We start from the raw sequence: 24752 nt of genomic DNA on the forward strand, positions 1-24752 counted from the left end.
GAACATGGCTTATGGGACGTCTTTGTTTAAAAAGATAACGTAGCCTCCGACAGGGAAAGCAATCCAGCAGCGGAATTTGGTGAAATAATGAATTTCCTGTCTGCAGGGGCGTGCAAAGCAGTTCCCTTATTGCAGACTTTCATTTCCCTCCTAAGGTGTAACGTACACCGCTTCTTCATTCCGCGGCTGGGCGGCTGCCCGTGCCGCGCGCAGATCCGCAGCCGTTCCGGCTCCGGCCGCTGGCTGGCCCAGCATCTGCAGGACAGTGGAGGCGCAGTGGCTGGGCTGCTGGCGGTCCGGGCCGAGCCGCCGTCTGCGGAGCTCTTCAAGGCCGGCGTATTCACGCAGCAGCAGCGAGAACCATTTGTCCACCACCCCGGAATCCAGAACCTCTGCCAGGCCAAGCTCCACGAAATATTGGCAGTTCTTCTCTTCCTGGCCGGGAATGGCGCTGTAAAAAAGCATCGGAATGCCCTTGGCCTGGCCCTCCGTACAGGTCATTCCGCCGGGTTTCGTGATCAGCAGATCGGAGGCGTCCATCAGCTTGTTAATCTCGCTGCTGTACCCCAGAATCTTGACGTTAGGGTGGTTCAGCAGCGGGTTGGCCCGCATTTTGGCTACAAGCTTGTCATTGCTGCCCATGCAGAAGATCAGCTGAATGTCATCCATCCGGGCGGTGAGCGAGTCCATGACTTCCTTCCCGAACATAAGTCCCCAGCCGCCCCCCATAATCAGCACGGTGGGGATGTCGGCAAGTCCGAACTCCTTGCGCAGCAGCGTTTTGTTCGAACGCTCCCAGAACTTGGGATGCAGAGGAATACCTGTGACGGTAACCTTCTCCGGAGAGACGCCACGGCCGGTAAGGATCGACTTGACCCGGGAAGTGGATACCAGATAGCGGTTCACTTCATCATTGACCCAGCTTCCATGCGCGTCATAATCCGTAATCAATGTATACAGCGGCACATCCAGCCCTTGCCGTTTCAATCTGGAAATGACAGCGGCCGGAATCGGATGCGTGCAAATAATCAGATCTGGCTTAAGCTGTTCGATGACCTGTAAAGCATGCGTATAAAAAATCCGGTGAAGCGCCAGCTTGGTCAACCGGTTCAGAGATTTATGATATTGGGTCTTATACATCATGCCGACCAGCTTTGGCTGTCTGCTGACTGTCTTGCGGTAAGCTGAAAGAATCCAGGGAGCGACCGTAGGATTAAGAAATCTGCCAAGCTCAATCACCCGGCACTGCACATCCGGGCTAAGACGCTTTATTCCTTCGGCCAGAGCATAGGCTGCCCCTGTATGGCCCGTACCGAAGCCTTCCGAAAACAGCAGTACTCTTTTCTTTCGCATAAGTTCACCTGCTACTTTCTTTCATGGGTAGGATAATACTTCTCTTATATTATACTAGGGAAATTGCTTCTTTTCTCACATTATACAAATAAGACGTAAATAGAAAGTTAAAACACTGCAAAAATAAAAAATAAAGATTGCCTTCAAGTATTGCAAACACACAGGCAACGTGATAAAGTGATTGTTGACCGAGTGACCAAAATGGTAAAATGGTCAAATGGCTGTGGCGGCGATAATATCGGAAAGAAAGGATGTGCGCGGATGGCTGTGGTAGATCGAAGGCAGCAGGTGCTCCAGGCTGCGACCAAGTCTTTTTCATTATTCGGCTACAAGGCGACTACAATGGACCAGGTCGCGAAGATTGCGAATGTTGGCAAAGGAACCATCTACACCTTTTTTACAAACAAGGAACAGCTGTTTGATGAGATTTTGCATGATGTCATGACGGATATGAAAGTGATTGCTGAACGGGAAATTATGCGGAACAGGTCTTTTTTTGATAATCTGCACCATGTTCTGGATGCCTTGCTGGAATTTCGCGGCGAGCATGAGCTGTTCATCAAGCTGTCGCAGGAAAGCCGTGATTTCGGAACCCCGCAGGCTAATGAAGGTCTCGACAAACTGGAGAATGTCGTCCTCGAATATTTGCAGCGGGAGGTGGAGCATGCGATGGAGCAGGGGGAAATTAAGCCCTGCGATCCCAAGATTGTCTCAATGGTAATGTTCAGACTCTATATCGTGCTTACGGCTGAGCTGAACAAGGTGCATGTGCCTTTGACCAAGGAGCAGATCAAATGTTATTTCCATTTATTTTTGGCAGAGGGATTAGCACAATAGCTTCACAAATATTGAACTTGCAGCCTCAAACAACTCCGTCAGGAGTTTTTATTTGCTTTTGAATGACCGAATGGGGAAAATGGTCATTCAGTGTTACTGCAATTTTTCAATAGAACCGCATTTATAGTAGCTTATCGCATTTTAAAGAGAGCATATGATCAGAAGGAGAGAACCAGAATGAAATCTTTATCCGTATTTACCAAGGACCTGGCTGCAGTGCTTAAGAAACCCAAGGTGCTGATACCAATGTTTGTCGTCCTGTTCATTCCGGTGCTGTACAGCGGCTTGTTCCTGAAGGCATTCTGGGACCCTTACGGCAAAATGAATGAACTGCCCGTCGCAGTCGTCAATGAAGATAAAGGCGCCGACTATGAAGGCACAAAGCTTGCTGCCGGGAATGATCTGGTGGAGGAGCTTAAGAAGACTGACGGGTTCAAATGGAATTTTGTTACCCGGGCGCAGGCGGAGGCCGGCATGAAGGACGAGACCTATTATATGACGATTGTGGTCCCGGAAGATTTCTCCGCCAATGCAACCACACTGCTCGATGCCAACCCGCAGCCGGCCAGAATTATCTATGAGCCGAACGAAGGCTACAACTTTCTGGCCGGTCAAATCGGCGGTACCGCAGTGAAAGATATCAAGACTAAAGTATCTGCCAAAATTACGGAAGCCTATGCCACTTCCGTTTTTGACAAAATCACTGATATCGCCGGCGGCCTTGGCGAAGCGGGAGACGGCGCCGCCAAGATTGCAGACGGTGCCGCCAAGCTGGATGACGGCGCGCTCAAGCTGCAGGATAATCTGCTTGTGCTGACCGAGGGCACCGGCAAGCTGCTGGAGGGTGCAGCGCCGCTTACGCAGGGCGCGGCGGATCTGAACACCGGTGCAGCCGCCCTGCAGACCGGAAGCAGCACGCTGGCTGGCGGACTCCGGCAGCTGTCTGCAGCGCACAAGCAGCTTCAGGACGGAGCTGTACAGACGGCAGACGGCAGCAAACAGTTGAATGCCGGCCTGCAAAAGACGGCTGAAGGCGCAGCAGCGCTGCAGGCCGGTACGAAGTCGGCGGTGGATGGTACCGCCAAGCTCCAGGCCGGAACCCAGTCCGTTGTCGACGGCAGTGCGAAGCTGGAAGCGGGGCTGGCCTCTTCCGTCGACGGCAGCGCGAAGCTGGAGGAAGGGCTTAAGGCTTCGAAGGACGGCAGCGCGAAGGTAAGCGCGGGCGCCCAAGCGGTAGCAGCCGGCCTGCAGCAGCTGGCCCAATCGAACCCGCAGCTGGCGGCCAGCCCCGAGGTGCAGCAGCTGCTGGCGGCAAGCACAGCAGTCGCTCAAGGCACCGCACAGCTGGACCAGAGCCAGCAGCAGCTGCTTGAAGGCGCAGCAGCGCTGCACAGCGGGCAGGAACAGCTGGTGCAGGGGGCGGACCAGCTGCATGCCGGTTCGCAGCAGCTGGATGCCGGAGTCAGCCAGCTGCATGACGGGGCACAGCAGCTGAATGCCGGCAGCACCCAGCTGCTGCAGGGACAACAGCAGCTTCTGGCCGGAGCCGGAGCGCTGGAAACCGGCGGCAGCAAGCTTGCCGCCGGCATGCAGCAGTTCGGCGCGAAGCTGGATGAGGCTGCGGCAGGCGGCGCGAAGCTGGCCGCTGGCGGCACAGAGCTGGAAGCCGGAACAGCGAAGCTCTTGGATGGAGCCGGACAGCTCAGCAGCGGCCTTGGCTCAGTAGCAGACGGCTCGAAGCAGCTGAGTGATGGGGCCGGACAGCTTAAGGATGGACTCGGTGATCTGAAGGCAGGCTCCGGTGAGCTGGCTTCGAAGCTCGGCGATGCCGCTTCACAGACCGGCTCGGTCAAGACAAGCGATGCGCTTGTCTCAATGTTCGCTCAGCCGGTACAGCTTGAAGAGAAGGAATTTACAACTGTAGCCAACTATGGTACAGGTTTTGCCCCTTATTTCCTGTCTCTTGGTTTGTTCGTAGGCGCACTCATCTGCACTATTGTCGTTCCAATGCGTGAATCCGAGGTGATCGGTGCCAGCCGGTTCAACCGTTTCATCAGCCGTACACTTACCTTCTCGATGATGAGTCTGCTCCAGTCCCTGATGGCTATTCTTATTGTTCTCTACGGACTTGGGCTGAATGTACAGAATGTGCCGCTGTTCTATGCTTTTACCTTCATCACCAGCATCGCCTTCATGTGGATGATCCAAGCCATTGTTACCTGGATGGACCAACCCGGACGGTTCGTCGTTATCGTCTTGCTGATCTTCCAATTAACAACAAGCGCAGGTACCTTCCCGCTTGAGCTGATTCCAGGCTGGATGAAGTTCTTCAATCCCCTGCTGCCCATGACTTACAGCGTAAGAGGATTTAAGGCAGTGATTTCCACCGGCGATTACAGCGTTATGTGGAGCGATGCCGGGCTGCTGGGGATTTACGGAATTGTATTCCTCGCGTTTACCTTCACCTATTTCATAACCCGTGACCGGGATAGTGAAGTGGCCGTGAAAAATGAACAGGTAATGACCGTATAATTGAACGTTATTCATAGGTGAACAGCAAAAGAACGCCTCTTGCCGGGGCGTTCTTTTGTTATAGAGGCCAGAAACCGCCGCGCTTGGAGCCTTATTCAGCTGATCGAATGCATGAATATCGTTTTGCAGCAATTTTTTCCTTGAATTCGTATTATGGAAGTGTTTTGCGTATTCAGGAATAAAAACAGGCCCAAAAGTGCCATGATTGTGTCAGGAAAATGAATGAAGCGTTTTCATTGAATAAGGTCTTATTCGCTAATCATGCATATTTATGCATTTCAAGGTTTTTTTACGCTTTTATTCGCTAAAGCTGTGACGCAAAAGCATTTGTTAATCGAACTCATAAAAAAGTTTAAATTGCGCTCATGTCAGGTCGATGATAAAATAATATAACCAATCTGCCTTGAATATTTATTAAGTATTTCCACTGAAAAAATTTCCTGAAATCCGTTTATTTTATAATAGAAAGGTTGCGTACAATGAGACACACTGAACTGCCCGTCAAACAGGGCCTGTACGATCCCCAGTTCGAAAAGGATGCCTGTGGCATGGGGTTTGTCGCCCATATTAAAGGCAAGCCGTCCCATGATATTGTAAGTAACGCTTTGACCATGCTTTTCAACATGGAGCATCGCGGCGGCCAGGGAGCCGAGCCAAATTCGGGTGACGGGGCCGGCATTATGCTGCAGATTCCGCACCGTTTCTTTTCCGGTGAAGCCGGCAGGCTGGGCTTTGAGCTGCCGGACCAGGGGCATTACGGCGTGGGCATGATCTTTTTGTCTCATAACGAGGAGATCCGGGCCCGCCATGAGGCGCTCCTGAGCGAGATTATCGCCGAAGAAGGCCAGGAGGTGCTCGGCTACCGCGATGTGCCTACCTATGACGAGATGCTGGGCAAGACTGCCAAGGCGGCCAAGCCTTACGTGCGCCAGGTTTTCATCGGACGTTCCGAAGGCATTAAGGATGATCTGGCCTTTGAGCGCAAGCTGTACGTTATCCGCAAGCGCGCCGAGCTGTCCATCCGCTACGGCGGTGCTGAAGAGGGCGAATCGTTTTACGTGCCAAGCATGTCCTGTCGAAAGATCGTATACAAAGGCATGCTGACCACTGTGCAGGTAGGCCAGTTCTATCTGGATCTGCAGGATGAGTCGTTCGAGTCGGCAATTGCGCTTGTCCATTCCCGTTTCAGCACCAACACGTTCCCGAGCTGGGAGCGCGCCCATCCGTACCGTTTCATGATCCACAACGGAGAGATCAACACTTTGCGCGGCAATGTGAACTGGATGCACGCGCGCCAGTCGCTGTTCAAGAGTGAGGTGTTTGGAGAAGACCTGGGCAAGATCAAGCCGGTGGTGAATCCAGACGGCTCGGACACCGCGATGTTCGACAACACCTTCGAGTTCCTCTACCTCAGCGGGCGTTCGCTGCCGCATGTAGCCATGATGATGGTTCCCGAGCCCTGGAGCAACCATGACAGCATGGACGAGAAAAAGAAGGCATTCTATGAATACCACAGCACACTGATGGAGCCATGGGACGGACCGGCTGCCATGGGCTTCACCGACGGCGTGCAAATCGGTGCGATTCTTGACCGCAACGGTCTCCGCCCTTCGCGTTATTATGTAACCAAAGATGATTTGATTATTTTATCCTCGGAAGCGGGAGTACTTGATATTCCGGCGGAGGATGTACTATACAAAGACCGTTTAAGACCGGGCCGCATGCTGCTGGTGGATACGAATCAGGGACGGATCATTTCCGACGAAGAGGTTAAAGCCGCCATCGCGTCCGAGCAGCCTTACCGCGAATGGCTGGATGAGCATCTGATTAGCCTTGACGAGCTTCCGGATGCGCCTGAGCTGCCAAATCCGAAGCACGACAATGTGCAGCAGCTGCAGCAGTCCTTCGGGTATACCTTTGAAGATCTGCGCAAGGTGCTGGAGCCGATGGCTTCCACCGGTGCCGAAGCCGTAGGCTCGATGGGCTATGACGCCCCGCTGGCAGTGCTGTCGGACCGGCCGCAGCGGCTCTACAACTATTTTAAACAAATGTTCGCGCAGGTAACCAACCCGCCGATCGATGCGATCCGTGAAGAACTGGTTACCTCCACGGCGACAACCATCGGACCTGAGCGCAACCTGCTCAAGCCGGAACCGGAGAGCTGCCGGCAGATTTCACTGGATTCACCGATCCTGTCCAATGAGGATTTCGCGAAGATCCGCCATGTCCGCCGCGCAGGCTTCAAGTCAATGTCGATTCCGATTCTGTTCCCGGCTGAGCTTGGTGCGGAAGGGTTGCGCATCGCGCTGGAGCGGATGAATGAGGCTGCCGACCGCGTCATGGCCAAGGGACATAACATTCTTATTCTGTCCGACCGTGGCGTAGACCGTGAGAATGCCGCGATTCCGGCACTGCTCGCCGTTTCAAGCCTGCATCACCATCTGATCCGCTCGGGAACACGCACCAAGGTCAGTATCCTGCTGGAGTCCGGCGAACCGCGCGAAGTGCATCATTATGCGCTGCTGCTTGGATATGGTGTAAGTGCGGTCAATCCGTATCTTGCCTTTGAGAGTCTGGATGACATGATCGGCCAAGGCCTGCTGCGCGGAATCTCGCATGAGAAGGCTGTGAAGAATTATATTAAGGCTGCGACGAAGAGCGTAGTTAAAATCCTGTCCAAAATGGGCATCTCGACGATTCAATCCTACCGGGGCGCACAGATTTTCGAAGCTGTCGGCCTTAATGCGGAGTTTGTGGACCGTTACTTCACCTGGACGCCTTCCCGCATTGGCGGCATTGGCCTGGAAGAAGTGGCCGCTGAGGCACTTGCCCATCATAGCCGCGCCTTCACCGACAAGGACGGCAATGACAAGGTGCTGGATTCCGGCGGTGAATATCAATGGCGCAGCGACGGGGAAGATCATCTGTTCAACCCGCAGACGATTCATATGCTCCAGCACTCCGTACGGAGCGGCGATTACGCTCTGTATAAGAAATACGCTGCGCTTGTGCAAGGCGAGAGCGAGAAGCACCAGACCCTGCGCTCCATGCTGCAGTTCAAGCCTGCGAATTCACCGGTTCCGCTGGATGAGGTTGAATCCGCAGAATCCATCATGAAACGCTTCAAGACAGGTGCGATGTCCTTCGGCTCCATCAGCAAGGAAGCGCATGAGACGCTGGCGGTTGCCATGAACCGCATCGGCGGCAAGAGCAACACCGGCGAAGGCGGCGAAGATCCGGCCCGCTTTATTCCGGACAGCAACGGCGATTCCCGCCGCAGTGCGATTAAGCAGGTGGCGTCGGGACGGTTCGGGGTGACCTCGAATTATCTGGTCAACGCCGACGAGATTCAGATCAAGATGGCGCAGGGGGCCAAGCCGGGTGAAGGCGGACAGCTTCCGGGGCGCAAGGTATATCCTTGGGTTGCCGAAGTGCGCGGTTCCACAGCGGGTGTGGGTCTGATCTCGCCGCCTCCGCACCATGATATTTACTCTATTGAGGATCTGGCAGAGCTGATCTATGATCTGAAGAACGCCAATCCGCGTGCCAATATTAACGTTAAGCTCGTGTCTGAGGTCGGTGTCGGAACCATCGCCGCCGGGGTAGCCAAAGGCCGTGCCGATATTATCCTGATCAGCGGCTATGACGGCGGTACCGGCGCATCGCCGATGAACTCCATCCGCCATGCCGGCCTGCCTTGGGAGCTGGGTCTGGCCGAGACCCATCAGACCTTGATGCTGAACAATCTGCGGGACCGTGTTGTGCTGGAAACGGACGGCAAAATGCTCAGCGGACGCGATCTGGCCGTTGCTGTCCTGCTGGGTGCTGAAGAATACGGATTCGCCACTGCACCGCTGGTTGCTGTAGGCTGCATTATGATGCGGGTATGTCAAATGGATACCTGTCCGGTCGGTGTAGCCACACAGAATCCTGAGCTGCGCAAGAACTTTACCGGCGATCCGCAGCATGTCGTGAATTTCATGACCTTTGTGGCTCAGGATCTCCGTGAGATTATGGCGGAGCTTGGCTTCCGCACCATCCAGGAAATGGTCGGCCGTACAGACTGTCTTGATGCCGTCAAGGCTTCAAGCCACTGGAAGAAGAAGGGCGTGGATTTGAGCAGCCTGCTGCATACTCCTGCTATGCCGGAAGGAAGCACGCGCTTCAACAGCCAACGCCAGAATCATGGCCTCGAAGAAACATTGGATGTGTCGAAGCTGCTGGAATTGGCCGCGCCGGCTCTGGAATCCGGCACTGTGGTTGAAGCCTCCCTGCCGATTACGAACGTCAACCGGGCGGTTGGAACGATTCTGGGCAGTGAGCTGACACGCAAATATGGTGCAGCAGGTCTGCCGGATGATACAATCCGCCTGCATTTCACCGGTTCGGCCGGACAGAGTCTGGGTGCGTTTGTGCCGAAGGGGATCACGATCACCGTTGAAGGCGACTCCAATGACTACGTCGGCAAAGGACTCTCCGGAGGCAAGCTGATCATTAAGCCGTCCCCCAAGGCGACCTTTGCCGCCGAGGACAATATCATTATCGGGAACACGGCGCTGTACGGGGCTACCGGCGGTGAGGCTTATATCAGCGGAATTGCCGGGGAAAGATTCGCTGTCCGCAACTCCGGCGCGAATGTTGTTGTTGAAGGCGTGGGCGACCACGGCTGCGAATACATGACCGGCGGCCGTGTGGTTGTGCTTGGCGCAACCGGACGCAACTTCGCGGCAGGCATGTCGGGCGGTATCGCCTATGTGTACGATCCGGATAACTCGTTTATCAAGCGCTGCAACCTGGAGATGGTTCTTCTGGAGCGCGTGGAAGAGCCTGATGAAATTACTGAGCTGCAGAGGCTGATTATCCGCCATACCGAGCTTACAGGCAGCAATGCCGGACAACGCATCCTTGAGGCTTGGGATGAAGCCCTGCCGAAATTCGCCCGTGTCATTCCGAAGGATTACAAACGGATGATGGAGCAGATCCGGAAGGTAGAGCAGGCCGGTCTGACCGGCGAGGCTGCCCTGATGGCTGCGTTTGAAGCGAATATGCGCGAGCTTGCCCGTGTCGGCGGCTAACCGCGAGCGCATTCGAAATAGTTAAGAATGGTACAACAAACCAAGGGACAACAGTCCCTCCTTAACCGGAGGGAGGTTGTCCCTTTTACTTTTGCTGCATTTTTTTCCGCTTTTCAGGAAAAAGGGAAGTTGTGGTAGAATAAAAACCATATAAAATGAATTGATAAAAAATGAAGGTGAAAGTAATGGAGGGGAAGTTTGAAACCGGAGGAGCGAATGCGACCGCCTTTGTCTGCGGATTTCAACCGTGAACAGCGGTACAAATTGAAGAAATCTGCGGACAATAGCGGCCGGAGGTCCAAACATTCACCGCAGTTACGGCCAACACCTCAATTGGAAGCTCATGCTCATTTTATATCCCCCGACGAAAGGAAGCGAAACCATGCCGAATATGGCAGAAGTGGTGAAGCCCGTAGCCAGCCTGATGGGTGTAACCAAAAAGATCGGCAGCAAAACGCTGGTCAGCGACTTGACGCTTGACATCCCGCCCGGTCAAATCTTTGGATTCCTTGGACCGAATGGCGCCGGCAAAACAACCACCATCCGCATGATGGTCGGATTGATCTCCATCAGCCGAGGGGATATCCTGATTTGCGGCCGCAGCATTAAAGACCATTTTGAAGAAGCGGTTGCCAATATTGGTGCTATCGTGGAGAATCCGGAGATGTACAAGTTCCTGACCGGGTATCAGAATCTGCGCCAGTATGCGCGTATGGTGCCGGGCGTGGACCAGAAGCGCATTCATGAGGTGGTTGAGCTGGTTGGACTGGGCCAGCGGATTCATGACAAGGTGAAGACCTATTCGCTGGGGATGCGCCAGCGGCTGGGCGTGGCCCAGGCACTGCTGCACCGTCCGAAGCTGCTGATTCTGGATGAGCCAACGAACGGGCTTGATCCGCAGGGGATTCGGGAGCTGCGCGACTATTTGCGCCGTCTGTGCCAGGAGGAAGGGACCACAGTATTCGTTTCCAGCCATTTGCTGTCCGAGATGGAGCTGATGTGCGACACGGTGGCGATTATCCAGAATGGCAAGCTGATTGATGTGAAACAGCTTAAGGCTGTAGGCGCTGAATTGCCGCCGGCCCGCGAGACGCTGTTTGAGGTCAGTGACCCCGAAGCGGCACTGGCTCTGCTGGGAAGCGGGAAGCTGCAGGATGGAGGAATTGCCGTCGCCGCAGACCGTGAAGCCATCGCCGAGCTGAATGCGAAGCTGGTAGCGGGCGGGATTAAAGTATACGGCATCAGAGTATTGTCCCGTTCACTGGAGGATCAATTCCTGGAAATCACCGGAGGTGAAGGCATTGGGTAATTTCGCAGCTCTCATACATAATGAGAACGTCAAAATCTACAGCCGTGCGCGCACATGGATTATGCTGATTATTCTGGCGGTGATGAGCGCGCTGTTTCCTGCGCTGTTCTATTTCACCAGCAGTGATACCTCCACAATGGAGCTGTGGAACAGCTTTCAAATGACCGTGAGTGTTGCTTTTTTCCTGAATACGATATTTACCGTCGTCATTGCCTCCGACTCCGTAGCCGGCGAATTTTCCTGGGGGACGATTAAACTGCTGCTGATCCGCCCTTGGAGCCGTTCCAAAATACTGCTGTCCAAATACATTTCCCTAATCCTGTTCAGCCTGCTGAGCACTGCTGTACTGATCGTATTCGGATATGTGTCGGCGCTTATATTCTCCTCTCCGTCCGGCTCCGGCGGAGCTTCAATGTCGGAATGGAGTCCGGCTGAATACACCTTCCTGGGTATCTTATGCAGCTATGCCGAGCTGTTTGTGACCGCTGCGCTGGCCTTTATGGTCTCCAGTGTTTTCCGCGCAAGCGGACTGGCGATCGGACTGTCGCTGTTCATTATGTTTGCCAAGGATATCATTACCCTGATCTTCAGCCCAGAACGTTATGTGTGGGCTAAATATCTGATCTTCACCCATATGGATCTGCATGGTTATCTCCTGACAGACAAGGGTCCGGGAGGGGCCACGCTGGGCTTCTCCCTCGCGGTGCTTGCCGTCTATTATCTTATATTCATGCTGGTATCCTGGATTGTATTCCGTAAAAGAGACGTCGCAGCGTAAAGGCTGTTGCTCTTTAGCCGGCTTCAAGGCTGTTCTGCGCTTTGGAGCCGCGTTTGCCCGCCTTGTCCGTATTCTCATTAATATGAAGTCCGCCTGCTTTTTCCGTGGCGGGCTCTTCGGTCATGGCAACGGAGCCGTTCAGCACACTGCCTTCCATAATGTTTAAGGAGCCGGCCACAATATTGCCGTGCAGCCGTCCGGTGCCTGTCAGTGTCAGCCTCTGGCCGGCAATAACATCGCCATAGACCTTGCCCGCAATGATAATGTCCTGTGCTTTGATGCTGGAACGGGCGGTTCCCTGTTCGCCCACAGTGACGGTGCCCAGGCAATTGATTTCCCCGGTGAAATTGCCCTCAATCCGCAAATTGGTGTCGCAGTGCACCTTGCCCTCAAGTGTGCCGCCATGCCCGATAAGCGAGTCAGTGGCCTTGACCGGCGCGTGCTGCTTATTCTTGCTCCACATGCAATCAACCTCCTAATTTTTTGAGTATTTTCTCCGTTGATTCAGCTGCACACAAAAATCATTCCGGAAGCAGAAGACCGTGTGTTGTTATTCAAATCCAGCATGTTCTGTACAGCCTAAGGCTTAACATAACCCAAAGGGTTCACCGGCTTGTTTTGTTTGACTACCTGAAAATGAAGATGGGGCCCTGTGCTGCGTCCGGTATTGCCCAGCAGGCCGATATTCTGGCCCTTGCTCACCTTGGTGCCCGGGGAGACGAGCATACCGTTCAGATGCATGTACCAGGTCTCCAGTCCGTTGTCGTGCCGGACGATGATATATTTGCCGCGGGCGCCCATCTGCTCGGCTGCGGTCACCACGCCGTCCATAGCCGCATATACGGGATCGCCGATGCTGCCTGCAATATCGATGCCGGAGTGATAAGCCGAAACGCCGTTAAACGGGTCGGACCGGTAGCCGAAGCTGGAGGTAATAACCTTCGATTGGGTCGGCCAGATCACGGCCGGTGCGAGCCGGGCTTTTTCGGCGAGTGCTTTTTTGGCCTGCAGATTGGCCTTTGCGGTATTCGCTTTCTCTGCTTCTGTAATTGTAGCAGAGATGCTGCTCATCATTTCGTCCAGCATGCTGCGGATTTCCTCATAGTCATCCTTCGTTTCCCGTACCAGCTCCAGCGGGTCATCCTGGTAGACCGCTATATATTCCCCGCCAACCTGTGGAGTGACGGTGCGGTCCAGCGCCGATGTCATCGCCCCGATACGGAAATTGACTCCGGACAGCGGGGATGAGGCAGGGGGTGATACAGCTGCAACGAGGGAGCCGCTTCCTGACTGTGAGTCAGCAGGAACGGACAAGGCTGTTTCCTCCACAGCCGCAGAGGTGTTTGCTGAGCCGGATGCTTTGGAGTCAGACGGGTCCTCGTTGCCGCCGGAGCCAGAGGTATTCTCTTTGTCAATGAGGGACTGCAGCTGCGCTTCCAGCTCGCTGACACTCTTCAGCTTGTCTTTGATGCTGTCCGCCTGCTCCGACAGCTCGGTTACCTGGCTGCGAAGCTGCAGCAGGGCCTGATCCTTGTCGGCCACCTTCATTTCCATACGCAAATTGGTCAGAGACAGTGCTGCGGCTTCGGCTTCCAGCTCGGAAATGGAGCGCGAGGCATGAAAATGCATGGAAGTGACCAAACTGGAGAGAGAAAGAGCGGCTGCGGCGGGCAGGGCCAAGGCCAGCGGCTTGGATAGCTGAAGCTGACGGACCGGACGCCCGGCTTCGCGGACGACGAGCAGCGTGATCCGGTTATGATCGGGCTGATTCTTCATAGCTTCTCCTTCCTGCGGCTGGTGCAGCCGCTTTGTGTTCACTGAAGTCTGTTTTCTGTGGGCTCATCCGAATCGTCCTACTACTCTATGTATTCCATGTCTGCGGGGAACATGACAATGGTTTGCTTGAATAAAGAGGGAGGTTTAGGGCAAAAGCTGTAGTGAAATCAGCTGGAATTGAACGCGGAAGTACGGATATTCCGGGAGAAAGACAAATATGCAAACGGGATAAGGCTAACTATAAATTTGGTGTATGCTGTGCTGATAGAACTTTCAGGAGGATGACGGTTTGAAAATATTCGCTCTGATTCTGTGCCTTTTTATTCTGCAGCTTGCTGTAATCCTGCTGCTCGAATTCCGCCGCCCCCAAAGAGCGCTGGCCTGGCTGTTCCTTACCTTCTGCTGCCCGCCGCTTGGTCTGCTGTTCTATTATTTCTTCGGGCGGGATTATTGGCAGAGCCGCAAGCTGGACAAGCGGTGCATCTCCTTGTTTCGGGAGATTCGCGCCCATGTGTCCGGCAAAATTAAACTTGTAAAGAATGCGGAGGAAAGCGGGAATCCGCAGTTTGCAGACAACAGGGAACTGCTGTACCAGCTCTCCCGGATATCCGAGAGCCCGATCACCGGCCGGAATAAGTGTCAGGTGTTATCGAACGGGAGGGAAGCCTATGACTCAATCCTGGAAGCGATGGAAGCGGCACGGGAACACATCCATATGGAATTCTATATATTTCGTGATGATGAGATTGGAGAGCAGTTTCAGGAGGTTATGATCCGCAAAGCGTGTCAGGGGGTAAGGGTGCGTCTGCTCTGTGATGGGCTCGGCAGCCATAAGCTGAGCCGCAGATTTATCCGGACCTTGAAAAATGCCGGAGTGGAGGTTCATTTCTTCCTGCCGCCGCTCACCTCGCTGCTGGACCGCCGGTTCAACTTCCGCAACCACCGTAAAATCGTCGTAGTTGACGGGCGTGTGGGGTTCACCGGAGGCATGAACGTGGGCGATGATTACCTGGGCAAAAACCCGAAGCTGGGGTATTGGCGGGACACCCATCTGCGTCTGGAGGGGGACGCGGTCTACAGCCTGCAGTATGTTTTCCTGAAGGATTGGCGTCTGGCGGCGGGTGAAGGGATGAGCCATCCCCGCTTTTTTCCGGCGCATGAATGTACGGAGGAAGCCGCAGTTCTCGTTGTCGCCAGCGGACCGGACGGGGCTCTGGACGCTTCACAGGAAATGTATTTTGCAGCAATTGTGGCAGCCAAGCGGCGGATATGGATTACGTCGCCATATTTTATCCCCGATCCTACCATCTGCCGGGCGCTGAAGAGCGCGGTACTGAGCGGAGTGGATGTGCGGATTATCATTCCGGACAAACCGGACAACAGACTGGTGTACCATGCCTCTCTTTCATACCTGGAGAACCTGCAGGACGCCGGAGTGAAGTTTTACCGTTACCGGAAAGGCTTCATGCATGCCAAGGTTATGATTATCGATGATCTGCTGGGGACGATAGGCAGTGCCAATCTGGACATGCGCAGCTTTTATTCCAATTTTGAACTGACAGCGGTCCTGCTCAGACCGGAGCAGATTGCCGGGCTGGCATCCGGCTTCGAACAGGACTTGGAGCACAGCGGGTTTATTGATCCGGCAAGGTTCCGGAGAAGAGGAAGGAATGTCAAACTCATTGAAGGCCTTTGTCAGCTGTTATCCCCGCTTTTATGACAGATTAAGTGACAGAAACTTGTGTTTTCGAAGGTTCTACCATGTTCCATGCCTTAAAGGACCTTCTTTTATGATATAATATAGGCATAAGAAGAAATGTAAGAAAGTATATCTCAAAATAGCACTTTCGGACCCTTCTTAACTATAATTTTCATAGGGGGAGTTCTATGACTGTAAGCCAGCAAATATTCGTGAACGAGGAGGAGCAGAAGAAGCCTCAGAAATCAGGGGCTCTGAAGATGGCCCGGCTGGCCCAAAGGATCGTGATGATCATGCTTGGAGCCAGTATGATGTCTGTCGCGCTCGAAATTTTCCTCGTTCCCAATGAGCTGATTGACGGAGGAATTACCGGTATCTCGATTATGCTATCCCATATTTTTAATATCCCCCTGGGGATTCTCCTGACCCTGCTTAACCTGCCGTTTCTTGTCATTGGCTATAAGCAGATTGGGAAAACCTTTGCCATATCCACATTGTTCGCGGTCGTTGTGATGTCCATCGGAACCCAATTGCTGCAACCTGTGCACCCGATTACGGTTGAACCGCTGCTTGCCGCTGTGTTTGGAGGCGTTATTCTGGGCGTGGGTGTGGGTCTGGTGGTTAGGTACGGAGGGTCGCTGGATGGAACAGAAATCGTTGCCATTCTGGTATCGAAGAAGCTTCCGTTCTCCGTGGGTGAGGTAGTCATGTTCTTCAACCTGTTTATTCTTTCCGGCGCAGGCTTTGTGTTTGGCTGGAACAATGCTATGTTCTCATTAATCGCGTATTACATTGCTTTTAAGTTGATTGATGTTACGCTTGAGGGTCTCGATCAATCGAAATCCGTCTGGATTATCAGCGAGAAATTCCGTGATATTGGAGAAGCGCTGACCGAGCGTCTTGGACGCGGTGTTACTTATCTGGACGGAGAAGGCGGATTCTCAGGAGATAACAAGAAGGTTATTTTTGTAGTCATTACCCGCTTGGAAGAAGCGAAGCTTAAGTCTATTGTTGAGGATTGGGATTCCGACGCATTCATCGCGATTGGCAATATCCATGATGTTAAAGGCGGCCGCTTTAAAAAAAAATCAATTCATTAGAGGCACCCGCAAGCACGGGAGCGTTGACCGAGGAAGGTATATTTACGAACGTCAGAGCAATCAATTCGGCGCCTTTATCTTGTCCCGCCGTATTCTCATATATAATACCTTCCGTCCATGAACTGGACGCCGATAAGCCCGCAGCCGGAACAGGCTTCTGCGGGCTTGTTGCTTTTTGGGGGAGCGGAAGGGAATTAAGGCAATTTGGAAATAATGGCCTCCACCGGCTGCGGCGGCAGCTTGGCGATCAGATCTCCCAAACGGCTTAGGCGCTCTTCAATATTCAGCAGGTGGAATTCTTCAGGCGAAACATTGCGTTCAACCTCTTCCCACAAAAGCGGGGTGGAGACGGTCGCCAGCGGCCTGGCTCGGGGCGTATAGGGCGCAGCAAGTGTTTTGCCGCCATAGTGCTGGAGGTAATCGAAATAGATTTTGTCTCCCCGGTGCTTCTTCAACCGCTCCAGCGTGAACAGGTCCGGGCGTTTTTCCGTTACATACCGGCCGACGAAATGGCCGATCCGGCGCAGGTCATCGAAGGTCACCCCGGGACGGACAGGAACAATAATTTGCACACCTGTTGCACCTGAGGTTTTGGGCACCGAGGCAAGTCCAAGAGATTGCAGCACCCCGCCTACTGCCGATGTTGCTTCCATGATTCGCGGCTCGACTTCGAGTGAGGGGTCCAGATCAATCATCCATTCGCAGGGCAGTCCGCTGCCGGCATAATGCAAGGAGGGATGGAACTCAAGAGCGGCCAGGTTGCCCAGCCAGAGCAGCTCCGGCAGTCCTTGCAGCAGGACATAGGTGATGCCGTCTTCGGTTGCCGTATTTACGAAATCGGGCAGGGGCTCCGGCGCATTTTTCTGGTAAAAGGACATGCCGGCAACGCCGTGCGGATAGCGGATAACCGTCAGCAGCCGGTCTCGGCAGTAACGCAGAAGGTACGGCGAGAGCGCGGCGAGCTTTTGCAGATAGATCCGTTTGGTAATGCCCCGCTCCGGCCACAGCGGCTTATCCGGATTGGTGATGGCAATCTCCCGCCCTTCGACGGTAATGGAGCCTCTGATGGTCTTGGGCATGCGGCATCCTCCTTTCAAAATGGGTTCTGTTGGCGCTATCCCTTTGGCTCCAGCCGGCATGACAACGGAGGGAGATCCAATTGGGCCTGAATGACCGGCTGGCGCAGGGTTCCGGAGCTGTTCCATTCCAGGAAATGCAGCTTGAACACCAGCTGGGGTGTGATCCAGACGGCTCCTTTACTCCGTTGCGGGGTTCCGGCGAAGGGCATATCCCCGGTCCGGAGCGGCTCAATCTGTGCGGTTAAGGCGCGCCAATCCCGGGCGTTCAACCGGCCGGCTCCGGCATGCCCGATGTAATGGAGCCTGCCTCCGCCATCGAAGAGTCCCAGGAGCAGGGCATTGACAATTCCTTCACGGTAGGTCACTCCACCGGCCACAGCGTTTATGTCCAAAATGATCTTGCGCTTTTGCCAGCGGCTGTCTTTGCCGCCGGGAGCATAAGTCCCGCCGATGTCCTTGCACACAATCCCTTCCAGGCCACCGCTTTGCGCAGCGGTTAAGAGCTCGGAGGGATTGGCATAGCTGGGTACGTTCTGCACGTATGGATGCGGGAGCAGCTTATCGCTGAGTATTTGCTGCCGCTTCGACAGCGGCTGGTCCAGAAGCCACAAGCCATCGCAATACAGAATGTCAAAAACCATATAGAGCACGGGAACCTGCCTGCTGACGGCCGAGATGGCGGCGGTGTTCTTCAGGCTGTCCCGGCGCATGACCTCGTGGAAGGAGGGCTTGCCGCCTTCAAGCGCGATGACCTCACCGTCCAGGATGACAGAGCGGGCGCGGCAGTAAGCTCTGGGGTCGGCAATCTCGGGATACTGCAAGGTGCGCCGGTTGCCGCGCCGGTTAATCAGCTCGGCGTCAGTTCCGTCGCAATAGGAGAGCATGCGCACGCCGTCCCATTTAATCTGGGCAATCCACTGCTCTCCCTGGGGCAGCTGCGGGGTCAGTACAGGCTCGAAGGGAATAATCGGCTGCAGCTTCATCAGTTAAACACCGGATTCCCTGGTCTTGGCTGTGCGGCGTTTCGGTTTGGGAGCGATAACCGGGATCGGCCCGGTAGCTTCGCCGATGACTGCTGCGCCTGCGGCATTGTCCGGTTTGGCAGCGGCAGTTTTCTTCTTGGAAGCCGCACCGGTTTGCGGTTTGGCCTTCGGGGCAGTCTTGGACACAGGCCGGCCAGGGTCTGTTGGAATATGCTGTACAGCTTCGATGCTGGCCTGAAGTGCGGCCATCAGGTCAATCACATTGTTCTCCTGGCGTGCAGGGGCAATATGGAATTCCTCTCCGGCAATTTTATGGGTAATCAGATCCAGCATCCGCTGGCGGTAATCATCGGTATATTTAGCCGGTTCAAACGGTGTGGACAGCTGTGAAATCAGCAGCTTGGCCATATCCAGCTCCTTGTCGTTCACAATGCCGGGTTCCGGCAGGCCCGGAACCTGCGATACAGGCCGCACCTCGTCGGGATAATAAATGGTTTCAATCGCCAGGCAGTCAGCCAGCACCCGGATCGCGGCGAGACTGCTTTTGGAGCGGATGGAGATTTTGGCGATGCCGATTTTGCCGGTCTGGCGCATGGCTTCCATCAGCAAACGATAAGCATTGGCTCCCGCCTGGTCGGGGGAGAGGTAATATGTTTTTTGGAAATAGATCGGGTCAATCTCCGTCAAATCCACGAAATCCAAAATGGTTATGCTCTTGCTGCTCTCTTCCGTCAACTGGTCCAGCTCTTCTTTGTCGAACAGGACAAACTTTCCCTTTTCATACTCATAGCCTTTGCCGATTTCCTCCCAGGCCACTTCCTTGTCGCAGACGGGGCATTTGCGCACATACGACAGCGGACTGCCGCATTCCTTATGGATATAGCGCAGCGAGATGTCTTTATCCTCAGTAGCGGAGAACATTTTGACCGGAACATGGACAAGCCCGAAGCTGATGGCCCCTTTCCAAACGGTATGCATGAATATCGCCTCCTGATCCAAAGTGCTTTGACTTAGTATGGGATGGCAGGGCTATTTCTAGCCTGATGCATTTTTTGCGCAGGATGGGAAAAAATAAACCCAGGCGCCGGGCATAATCTGCGCTTGACTGGAGGCAGAGAAAATGGAACAGGAACGGGGCGGATGGATCGATGCATTGCCTGAGGAGGACATTCCGGGTGAAGCCGTGGACTGGGAGAGCATTGTAGAGATTCGCAATGACGAAGAGCTGCCCGAAGATTTCGACCGGCTGGATGCTGAAGCGACCATTGGCGAACCGCCGACTGCAGAGGAATAGGGAAGTCAGCATCTGCTTCAGAAGCGGTTTTGTACGAAGAATATCGAGGATTATGTGCTATACAAAACTTTAAATGTGTGGTGAAAAAGTGGCCGCAGGCCACGACAAAATCACCATTCTTCTGAGGAGATCAAAAAATGGACATACAACGGGCGAAGGAGATTTACGCCTCCAAGGACATGGTTTCTGTACATCTGGACGGAGAGCCGGTCTGGATTGAGCATGTGGATGCGGAGAACGGGATGGCTGCGGTTCAGGTGGGCTCACGCCCGGCCGATACGCATACGGTAGGCGTAGAGCGACTTGAGGAACAGGGCAGCTGAGCGGTCTGTGCCTGACAGCGAGGAAATAGAACGATGGCGCTGTTCAGAACGAATTGGGACAATTTAACTGAATCTTGAGCAGAAAACCGGTTGAGGGGACAATTCCGCTTAACCGGTTTTTTTTGGAAATATAAGCATTTATATGCTGGCACACTAGCTGATCCTTATATGTTTTGTGGTCCCCGCAAAGTACCTGAGTCATCATCGAAGCCAAGGCCCCACTTTGTGGGGTTATTTTGAAAGATAAGAATTTATATGTTTCACGCTATACATTAGCCTTATCTTTCTCGCTGAAACGGATACCGTCCTTATAAGGACGGCAAAGCCGTTTCTGCTTGAGCGGAAGGATAGCTGACACAAAGGTTGACGGAGGCCGCAGCAAACCCCTATATTGAATTTGTGAAAATGATGAAAAGAGAGATGATTCTTATGCGTCCCATATTGCTGGGTGTTTGTTCGGCGCTGTTTTTTGCCATAACCTTTGTGCTCAACCGGAGGATGGAGCTGGCTGGAGGGAGCTGGGCGTGGAGCGCTTCGCTGCGGTATTTGTTTACATTGCCGTTTCTTCTGGCACTTGTGGCCGGCCGTGGAAGGCTGAAGCCGCTTATGGCTGCTATTAGAGAACGCCCCTCCGCATGGCTGCTGTGGGGAACGGTGGGCTTTGGCCTGTTTTATGCCCCGATTTGTTTTGCCGCTGCCTATGCACCGGGCTGGCTTACCGCAGGCACCTGGCAGATCACGATTATCTCCGGCTCCCTCCTGGCCCCTTTTTTTGGTAAATGGGTCAGCGGTCCTTCCGGCAAATACTACATACGGGGCAAAATTCCCTTGCGCGGCCTGGGCTTGTCCCTGATCATCCTAATCGGTGTTGCGCTGCTCCAGGCAGAGCATGCACGGCAGCTGGCGCCGGGCCAAGTAATACTGGGGATTATACCTGTACTGGTCGCCTCCTTTGCCTATCCGCTTGGGAACCGTAAAATGATGGAGCTGTGCGGCGACCGGCTGGATGTTTTTCAACGGGTCCTGGGCATGACATTGGCCAGTCTTCCTTTCTGGCTGATCGTCGGACTGTACGGACTGGCGGACAGCGGCCTTCCCTCTTCCTCGCAAGTGGGACAATCGTTTATCGTTGCGCTTTCTTCAGGAATTATAGCGACTGTGCTCTTTTTCAAGGCTACAGATATGGTCCGCAGCAGTATGGGCGGCCTTGCAGCTGTAGAGGCTACCCAGTCGCTGGAGGTACTGTTCGCCCTGGCCGGAGAAATGCTGATCTTATCTTCACCGGTGCCTTCGATGCTCTCTTGGGTTGGAATAGCGGTAATTATTACTGGCATGGCTCTGCATAGCCTGTTATCCGGATACTCCAAGGACAAAGCGCCCTCTTCCCTGAAAACGGCAGCCCCGGCTCCTGCACTTGCAGCCAAAGGCAATGAGTGAAGGACGGCTGTTGCGGTAAAAGTATCATACCGATATAATTGAAGGTATTGTTATATGGCCGCTGTCTATCATTGGCACACGGCTTATTTTGCAAAAGGTGGTAGTTGCAGCTTGAACAACAACGCTGAAACGGTGTTCACTTACCGTTCATATAGCCTGGGGGATACGGAGCTGCTCGCGGCTGAACTGGCCGCTTCGGCGGGGGCAGGCATGGTCATCGGGCTGGATGGTGATCTGGGCGCAGGGAAGACGGCGTTCTCGCAGATGTTTGCGCGCCATTTAGGCGTGGAGGGGATCGTCAGCAGCCCCACATTTACGATTATTAAGGAGTATGAAGGGCGTCTGCCGCTGTATCATATGGATGTGTACCGCATTTCGCTTCAGGAAGCGGACGAGCTGGGACTGGATGAATATTTCTACGGGCAGGGTGTCTGCCTGGTGGAATGGAGCAGTATAATTACGGATTTGATGCCGCCGCGGCATCTCCATATAACCCTCCAAACATGCGGGCCGGAGGAACGGCTGATTACGGTGACCGGAAGCGGGGAGCCTTACGGCGGGGTATGCCGGGCTCTGATCCAGAAGTGGGGTAATGAAAGATGACGAATCAAAATGAAGAGCCGCGCAAGCGGTTTTTGGCGCTGGATACATCCACGGCTATCCTTGGGGTAGCGATAACTGAAAATGGCAAGCTGCTGCACGAAACGAATGCTTCCGGCGAACGGAACCATTCCGTGCACCTGCTGCCAATCATTGAGCAGGCGCTTCAGGCCACCGGCACAACCTCCGCCATGATCGGCGGAGTGGCTGTCGGGCTGGGTCCCGGATCATATACGGGAACACGGATCGCCGTTACAGCCGCCAAGACCCTGGCCTGGGCGTGGAAGGTGCCGGTAGCCGGCATCTCCAGCCTGCAGGCGCTGGCTTGGGGAGGTCTTGCTGCGGCCCTGGCGCAGCAGCAGAAGCAGACAGCCATTGCGGGGGATGCTGAGCCGGAAGAAATGTCCGGGACAGGCCCCGACTGGGTTGTTCCGCTGCTGGATGCGCGCCGGGGACAAGCCTATACGGCGCTGTTCGCTGCGGACGGGGAAGAGGCGCCCCGGAGACTTGAGCCGGATGCTGTCCGGCTTATGGCCGATTGGGTGCCGCAGCTGGCCGGCAGGCTGAAGGAGGCAACGGCAGAAGGCCGAAAGCCTCGTGTGATCTGGCTGGTTGGTGAGACTGGGCTGCACGGCAGTGCAGAATCGATCCGCCCGCTGCGGGAACTGGGCCGGGTGCAGTCTGTGCCCTATGAGCTGGAAGGCCGCTGGGCGGGGTATTTGGGAGAAGAGCGCCTGCAGGCGGGGAGCGATGATCTGCACAGTTTAATCCCGAATTATACTCAGCTTTCGGAAGCAGAAGCGAACCTGCGCCGGAGCCGTGAAGGGAGCCTGAATCAATAATGATGGAGTCGGAGCCGGTAAGAGATCAGGGTACGGAGCTGGTGTTTCGCCTGATGAAGCTTGGGGATATTCCCGAAATTCTGATTATTGAACGGGAAGCCTTCACCATGCCGTGGACGGAGGAGGCCTTCCGCAACGAGCTGACGCATAATCATTTCGCCAAATATATGGTTATGGAGCTGCGGGGGCAGATTATCGGCTATGCGGGGATGTGGGCGATTGTCGACGAAGCGCATGTGACCAATATTGCCCTGCTTGAGGCACACCGTGGACGCAAATTGGGCGAAAGACTGCTGGATGAGCTGATGAGGACGGCCGCCTTTTTGGGCATGAAGTCCATTACGCTGGAGGTCCGGGTCTCGAACGAAATTGCCCAGAATCTGTACCGCAAAAAAGGCTTCCGTCCGGCTGGCACCCGCAAGGGCTACTATTCGGATAATCGTGAGGATGCCCTGATTATGTGGGCGGATTTGCCGGAGTATGGGGAGCAAGGCATGATGGAAGGAAGCGTGGACCTGAAATGAAGACAGAAGCGGGTGCAATTCAGCCTATGCTTATATTGGCGATCGAGACCAGCTGCGATGAGACTTCCGCAGCTGTGGTGAAGGATGGCAGCGAGGTGCTCTCGAACATTATCTCCAGCCAGATCGAAACGCATCGCGCGTTCGGCGGCGTGGTGCCTGAAGTGGCTTCCCGCAAGCATGTGGAGGTTATTACCCTTGTGATAGAGGAAGCGCTGGCGGCCGCCGGCATTCAGCCGGAGCAGCTGACGGCGGTTGCGGTCACACAGGGTCCCGGCTTGGTAGGGGCGCTGCTGGTCGGCGTTGTAGCGGCCAAAAGCCTTGCGCTTGCCTGGGGCAAGCCGCTGATCGGCACACATCATATTGCCGGGCATATTTATGCCAACCGGCTGGTCAAAGAGCTGAAGTATCCGGGCATGACGCTTGTTGTATCCGGCGGACATACGGAGCTGGTCAGCATGGAACGGGAAGGGGAGTTCCGGATTATCGGCCGGACCCGCGATGATGCCGTAGGCGAAGCCTACGACAAGGTAGCGCGGGCGCTTGGTTTTCCGTATCCTGGCGGCCCCCATGTGGACCGCCTGGCCCGCGAGGCGGCCGAGGCGGTGCCGCTTCCGCGCGTCTGGCTGGAGCCGGACTCCTATGATTTCAGCTTCAGCGGCCTGAAGTCGGCTGTGCTGAATCTAGTCAACCAGAGCAAAATGAAGGGCCTTGCGCCGGATGTGGCCGGAATTGCCCGCGGCTTCCAGGAGTCGGTTGTCGAGGTGCTGGTTGAAAAGGCCGTACGCGCCGTCAAGAGAGACAAGTCCAAGCAGCTCCTGCTCAGCGGAGGCGTCGCCGCCAACAAAGGCCTGCGCGAAGCATTGACCGCCCGCTGCGAGGCGGAGGGCATCGAGCTGATCATCCCGCCTCCGGTGTACTGCACCGACAATGCGGCAATGATCGGCGCCGCAGCCTATGTGAAATGGCGGCATGACGGCGGCACGCCGCTGGATATGGTTGCCGATCCGGGGTTCTCGCTGGAAAAATGGTCGGCAACGGACTATTGACAGCTTTTGAAGATGGCGGGTATAATCAGTTCAATCATTATAATAATTTGAACAAACGCGATGAATGGAAGCAGTAAGGATACTCCGGGATTAGAGAGCTGCGGGCGGGTGCAACGCAGTCGAAGGAGACCTGAACTCATCCGGGAGCGGAGCGGTGGAAGCAGG

Annotated in this window: 20 protein-coding genes; 14 read left to right on the forward strand and 6 right to left on the reverse strand. The window is 54.6% G+C overall.

The window, feature by feature from the left end; genetic code table 11:
• Positions 1-150: 150 nt before the first annotated feature.
• Complete coding sequence (locus HYD27_RS08380; RefSeq protein ID WP_219213586.1) at positions 151-1353, reverse strand: MGDG synthase family glycosyltransferase; 1203 nt, start codon at positions 1351-1353, stop codon at positions 151-153.
• A gap of 261 nt (positions 1354-1614) precedes the next feature.
• Here HYD27_RS08380 and HYD27_RS08385 point away from each other — a divergent pair, with 261 nt between their 5' ends.
• The 5 genes from HYD27_RS08385 (at position 1615) to HYD27_RS08405 (ending at position 11884) form a co-directional block, all read left to right on the forward strand.
• The gene (locus tag HYD27_RS08385) at positions 1615-2190 is read left to right on the forward strand and encodes a TetR/AcrR family transcriptional regulator (RefSeq protein ID WP_219213588.1); all 576 of its coding nucleotides are present in this window, start codon (positions 1615-1617) and stop codon (positions 2188-2190) included.
• A gap of 177 nt (positions 2191-2367) precedes the next feature.
• On the forward strand, positions 2368-4722 hold the full coding sequence (locus tag HYD27_RS08390; protein ID WP_219213591.1) for a YhgE/Pip domain-containing protein: 2355 nt from the start codon (positions 2368-2370) through the stop codon (positions 4720-4722).
• Between the two features lie 479 nt (positions 4723-5201).
• The gene (gene gltB / locus HYD27_RS08395) at positions 5202-9797 is read left to right on the forward strand and encodes a glutamate synthase large subunit (protein ID WP_219213594.1); all 4596 of its coding nucleotides are present in this window, start codon (positions 5202-5204) and stop codon (positions 9795-9797) included.
• Between the two features lie 391 nt (positions 9798-10188).
• Complete coding sequence (locus tag HYD27_RS08400) at positions 10189-11106, forward strand: ABC transporter ATP-binding protein (protein WP_219214013.1); 918 nt, start codon at positions 10189-10191, stop codon at positions 11104-11106.
• Positions 11099-11884 carry an ABC transporter permease gene (locus tag HYD27_RS08405; protein WP_219213596.1) on the forward strand — a complete coding sequence of 262 codons (786 nt, stop codon included), beginning with the start codon at positions 11099-11101 and terminating at the stop codon, positions 11882-11884. The genes HYD27_RS08400 and HYD27_RS08405 overlap by 8 nt, the downstream gene beginning before the upstream one ends.
• Before the next feature lie 13 nt (positions 11885-11897).
• Here the strand turns inward: HYD27_RS08405 and HYD27_RS08410 are convergent, their stop codons facing one another.
• A complete protein-coding gene (locus tag HYD27_RS08410; protein ID WP_219213599.1) occupies positions 11898-12347 on the reverse strand; it encodes a bactofilin family protein in 450 nt (149 codons plus the stop codon).
• Between the two features lie 116 nt (positions 12348-12463).
• Entirely contained in the window at positions 12464-13660 is a 1197-nt protein-coding gene (locus tag HYD27_RS32545; protein ID WP_219213602.1) for a M23 family metallopeptidase, read from the reverse strand.
• Positions 13661-13949: 289 nt separating this feature from the next.
• Between HYD27_RS32545 and cls the strand changes: the two genes are divergently transcribed.
• Both cls and HYD27_RS08425 read left to right on the forward strand, forming a co-directional pair.
• Positions 13950-15380 carry a cardiolipin synthase gene (gene cls, locus HYD27_RS08420; RefSeq protein ID WP_219213605.1) on the forward strand — a complete coding sequence of 477 codons (1431 nt, stop codon included), beginning with the start codon at positions 13950-13952 and terminating at the stop codon, positions 15378-15380.
• A 239-nt stretch (positions 15381-15619) separates the two neighbouring features.
• A complete protein-coding gene (locus HYD27_RS08425) occupies positions 15620-16459 on the forward strand; it encodes a YitT family protein (protein ID WP_228745053.1) in 840 nt (279 codons plus the stop codon).
• Between the two features lie 194 nt (positions 16460-16653).
• On the opposite strand, the gene ligD is transcribed toward HYD27_RS08425, so the two are convergent.
• From ligD to ku, 3 genes are read right to left on the reverse strand one after another with little or no spacing between them, the layout of a single operon-like run.
• Entirely contained in the window at positions 16654-17538 is an 885-nt protein-coding gene (ligD, locus tag HYD27_RS08430) for a non-homologous end-joining DNA ligase (RefSeq protein WP_219213609.1), read from the reverse strand.
• Between the two features lie 35 nt (positions 17539-17573).
• Complete coding sequence (locus tag HYD27_RS08435; RefSeq protein ID WP_219213612.1) at positions 17574-18521, reverse strand: ATP-dependent DNA ligase; 948 nt, start codon at positions 18519-18521, stop codon at positions 17574-17576.
• A gap of 3 nt (positions 18522-18524) precedes the next feature.
• Positions 18525-19499 (reverse strand): non-homologous end joining protein Ku, encoded by a 975-nt coding sequence (ku, locus tag HYD27_RS08440; RefSeq protein WP_219213615.1) that lies wholly within the window; start codon positions 19497-19499, stop codon positions 18525-18527.
• A gap of 142 nt (positions 19500-19641) precedes the next feature.
• Between ku and HYD27_RS08445 the strand changes: the two genes are divergently transcribed.
• The 7 genes from HYD27_RS08445 to tsaD all read left to right on the forward strand — a co-directional run bounded on the left by HYD27_RS08445 (position 19642) and on the right by tsaD (position 24587).
• Positions 19642-19815 (forward strand): hypothetical protein, encoded by a 174-nt coding sequence (locus HYD27_RS08445; protein WP_219213617.1) that lies wholly within the window; start codon positions 19642-19644, stop codon positions 19813-19815.
• Between the two features lie 137 nt (positions 19816-19952).
• The gene (locus HYD27_RS08450; RefSeq protein ID WP_219213619.1) at positions 19953-20138 is read left to right on the forward strand and encodes an H-type small acid-soluble spore protein; all 186 of its coding nucleotides are present in this window, start codon (positions 19953-19955) and stop codon (positions 20136-20138) included.
• 429 nt (positions 20139-20567) lie between these two features.
• A complete protein-coding gene (locus HYD27_RS08455) occupies positions 20568-21575 on the forward strand; it encodes a DMT family transporter (RefSeq protein ID WP_219213621.1) in 1008 nt (335 codons plus the stop codon).
• A gap of 111 nt (positions 21576-21686) precedes the next feature.
• Positions 21687-22178 carry a tRNA (adenosine(37)-N6)-threonylcarbamoyltransferase complex ATPase subunit type 1 TsaE gene (gene tsaE, locus HYD27_RS08460; protein ID WP_375373903.1) on the forward strand — a complete coding sequence of 164 codons (492 nt, stop codon included), beginning with the start codon at positions 21687-21689 and terminating at the stop codon, positions 22176-22178.
• Positions 22175-23017, forward strand: a complete 843-nt coding sequence (gene tsaB, locus HYD27_RS08465) for a tRNA (adenosine(37)-N6)-threonylcarbamoyltransferase complex dimerization subunit type 1 TsaB (protein WP_219213625.1) — start codon at positions 22175-22177, stop codon at positions 23015-23017. The genes tsaE and tsaB overlap by 4 nt, the downstream gene beginning before the upstream one ends.
• Positions 23017-23541, forward strand: coding sequence for a ribosomal protein S18-alanine N-acetyltransferase (gene rimI, locus HYD27_RS08470; protein WP_219213628.1), 525 nt, complete (start codon positions 23017-23019; stop codon positions 23539-23541). The genes tsaB and rimI overlap by 1 nt, the downstream gene beginning before the upstream one ends.
• Positions 23538-24587, forward strand: a complete 1050-nt coding sequence (gene tsaD, locus HYD27_RS08475) for a tRNA (adenosine(37)-N6)-threonylcarbamoyltransferase complex transferase subunit TsaD (protein WP_219213629.1) — start codon at positions 23538-23540, stop codon at positions 24585-24587. Before rimI ends, tsaD begins: the two co-directional genes overlap by 4 nt.
• Positions 24588-24752: the final 165 nt, after the last annotated feature.

The organism is Paenibacillus sp. S150 (genome assembly GCF_019352175.1).
In the GTDB taxonomy this organism is placed as follows: domain Bacteria; phylum Bacillota; class Bacilli; order Paenibacillales; family Paenibacillaceae; genus Paenibacillus_AQ.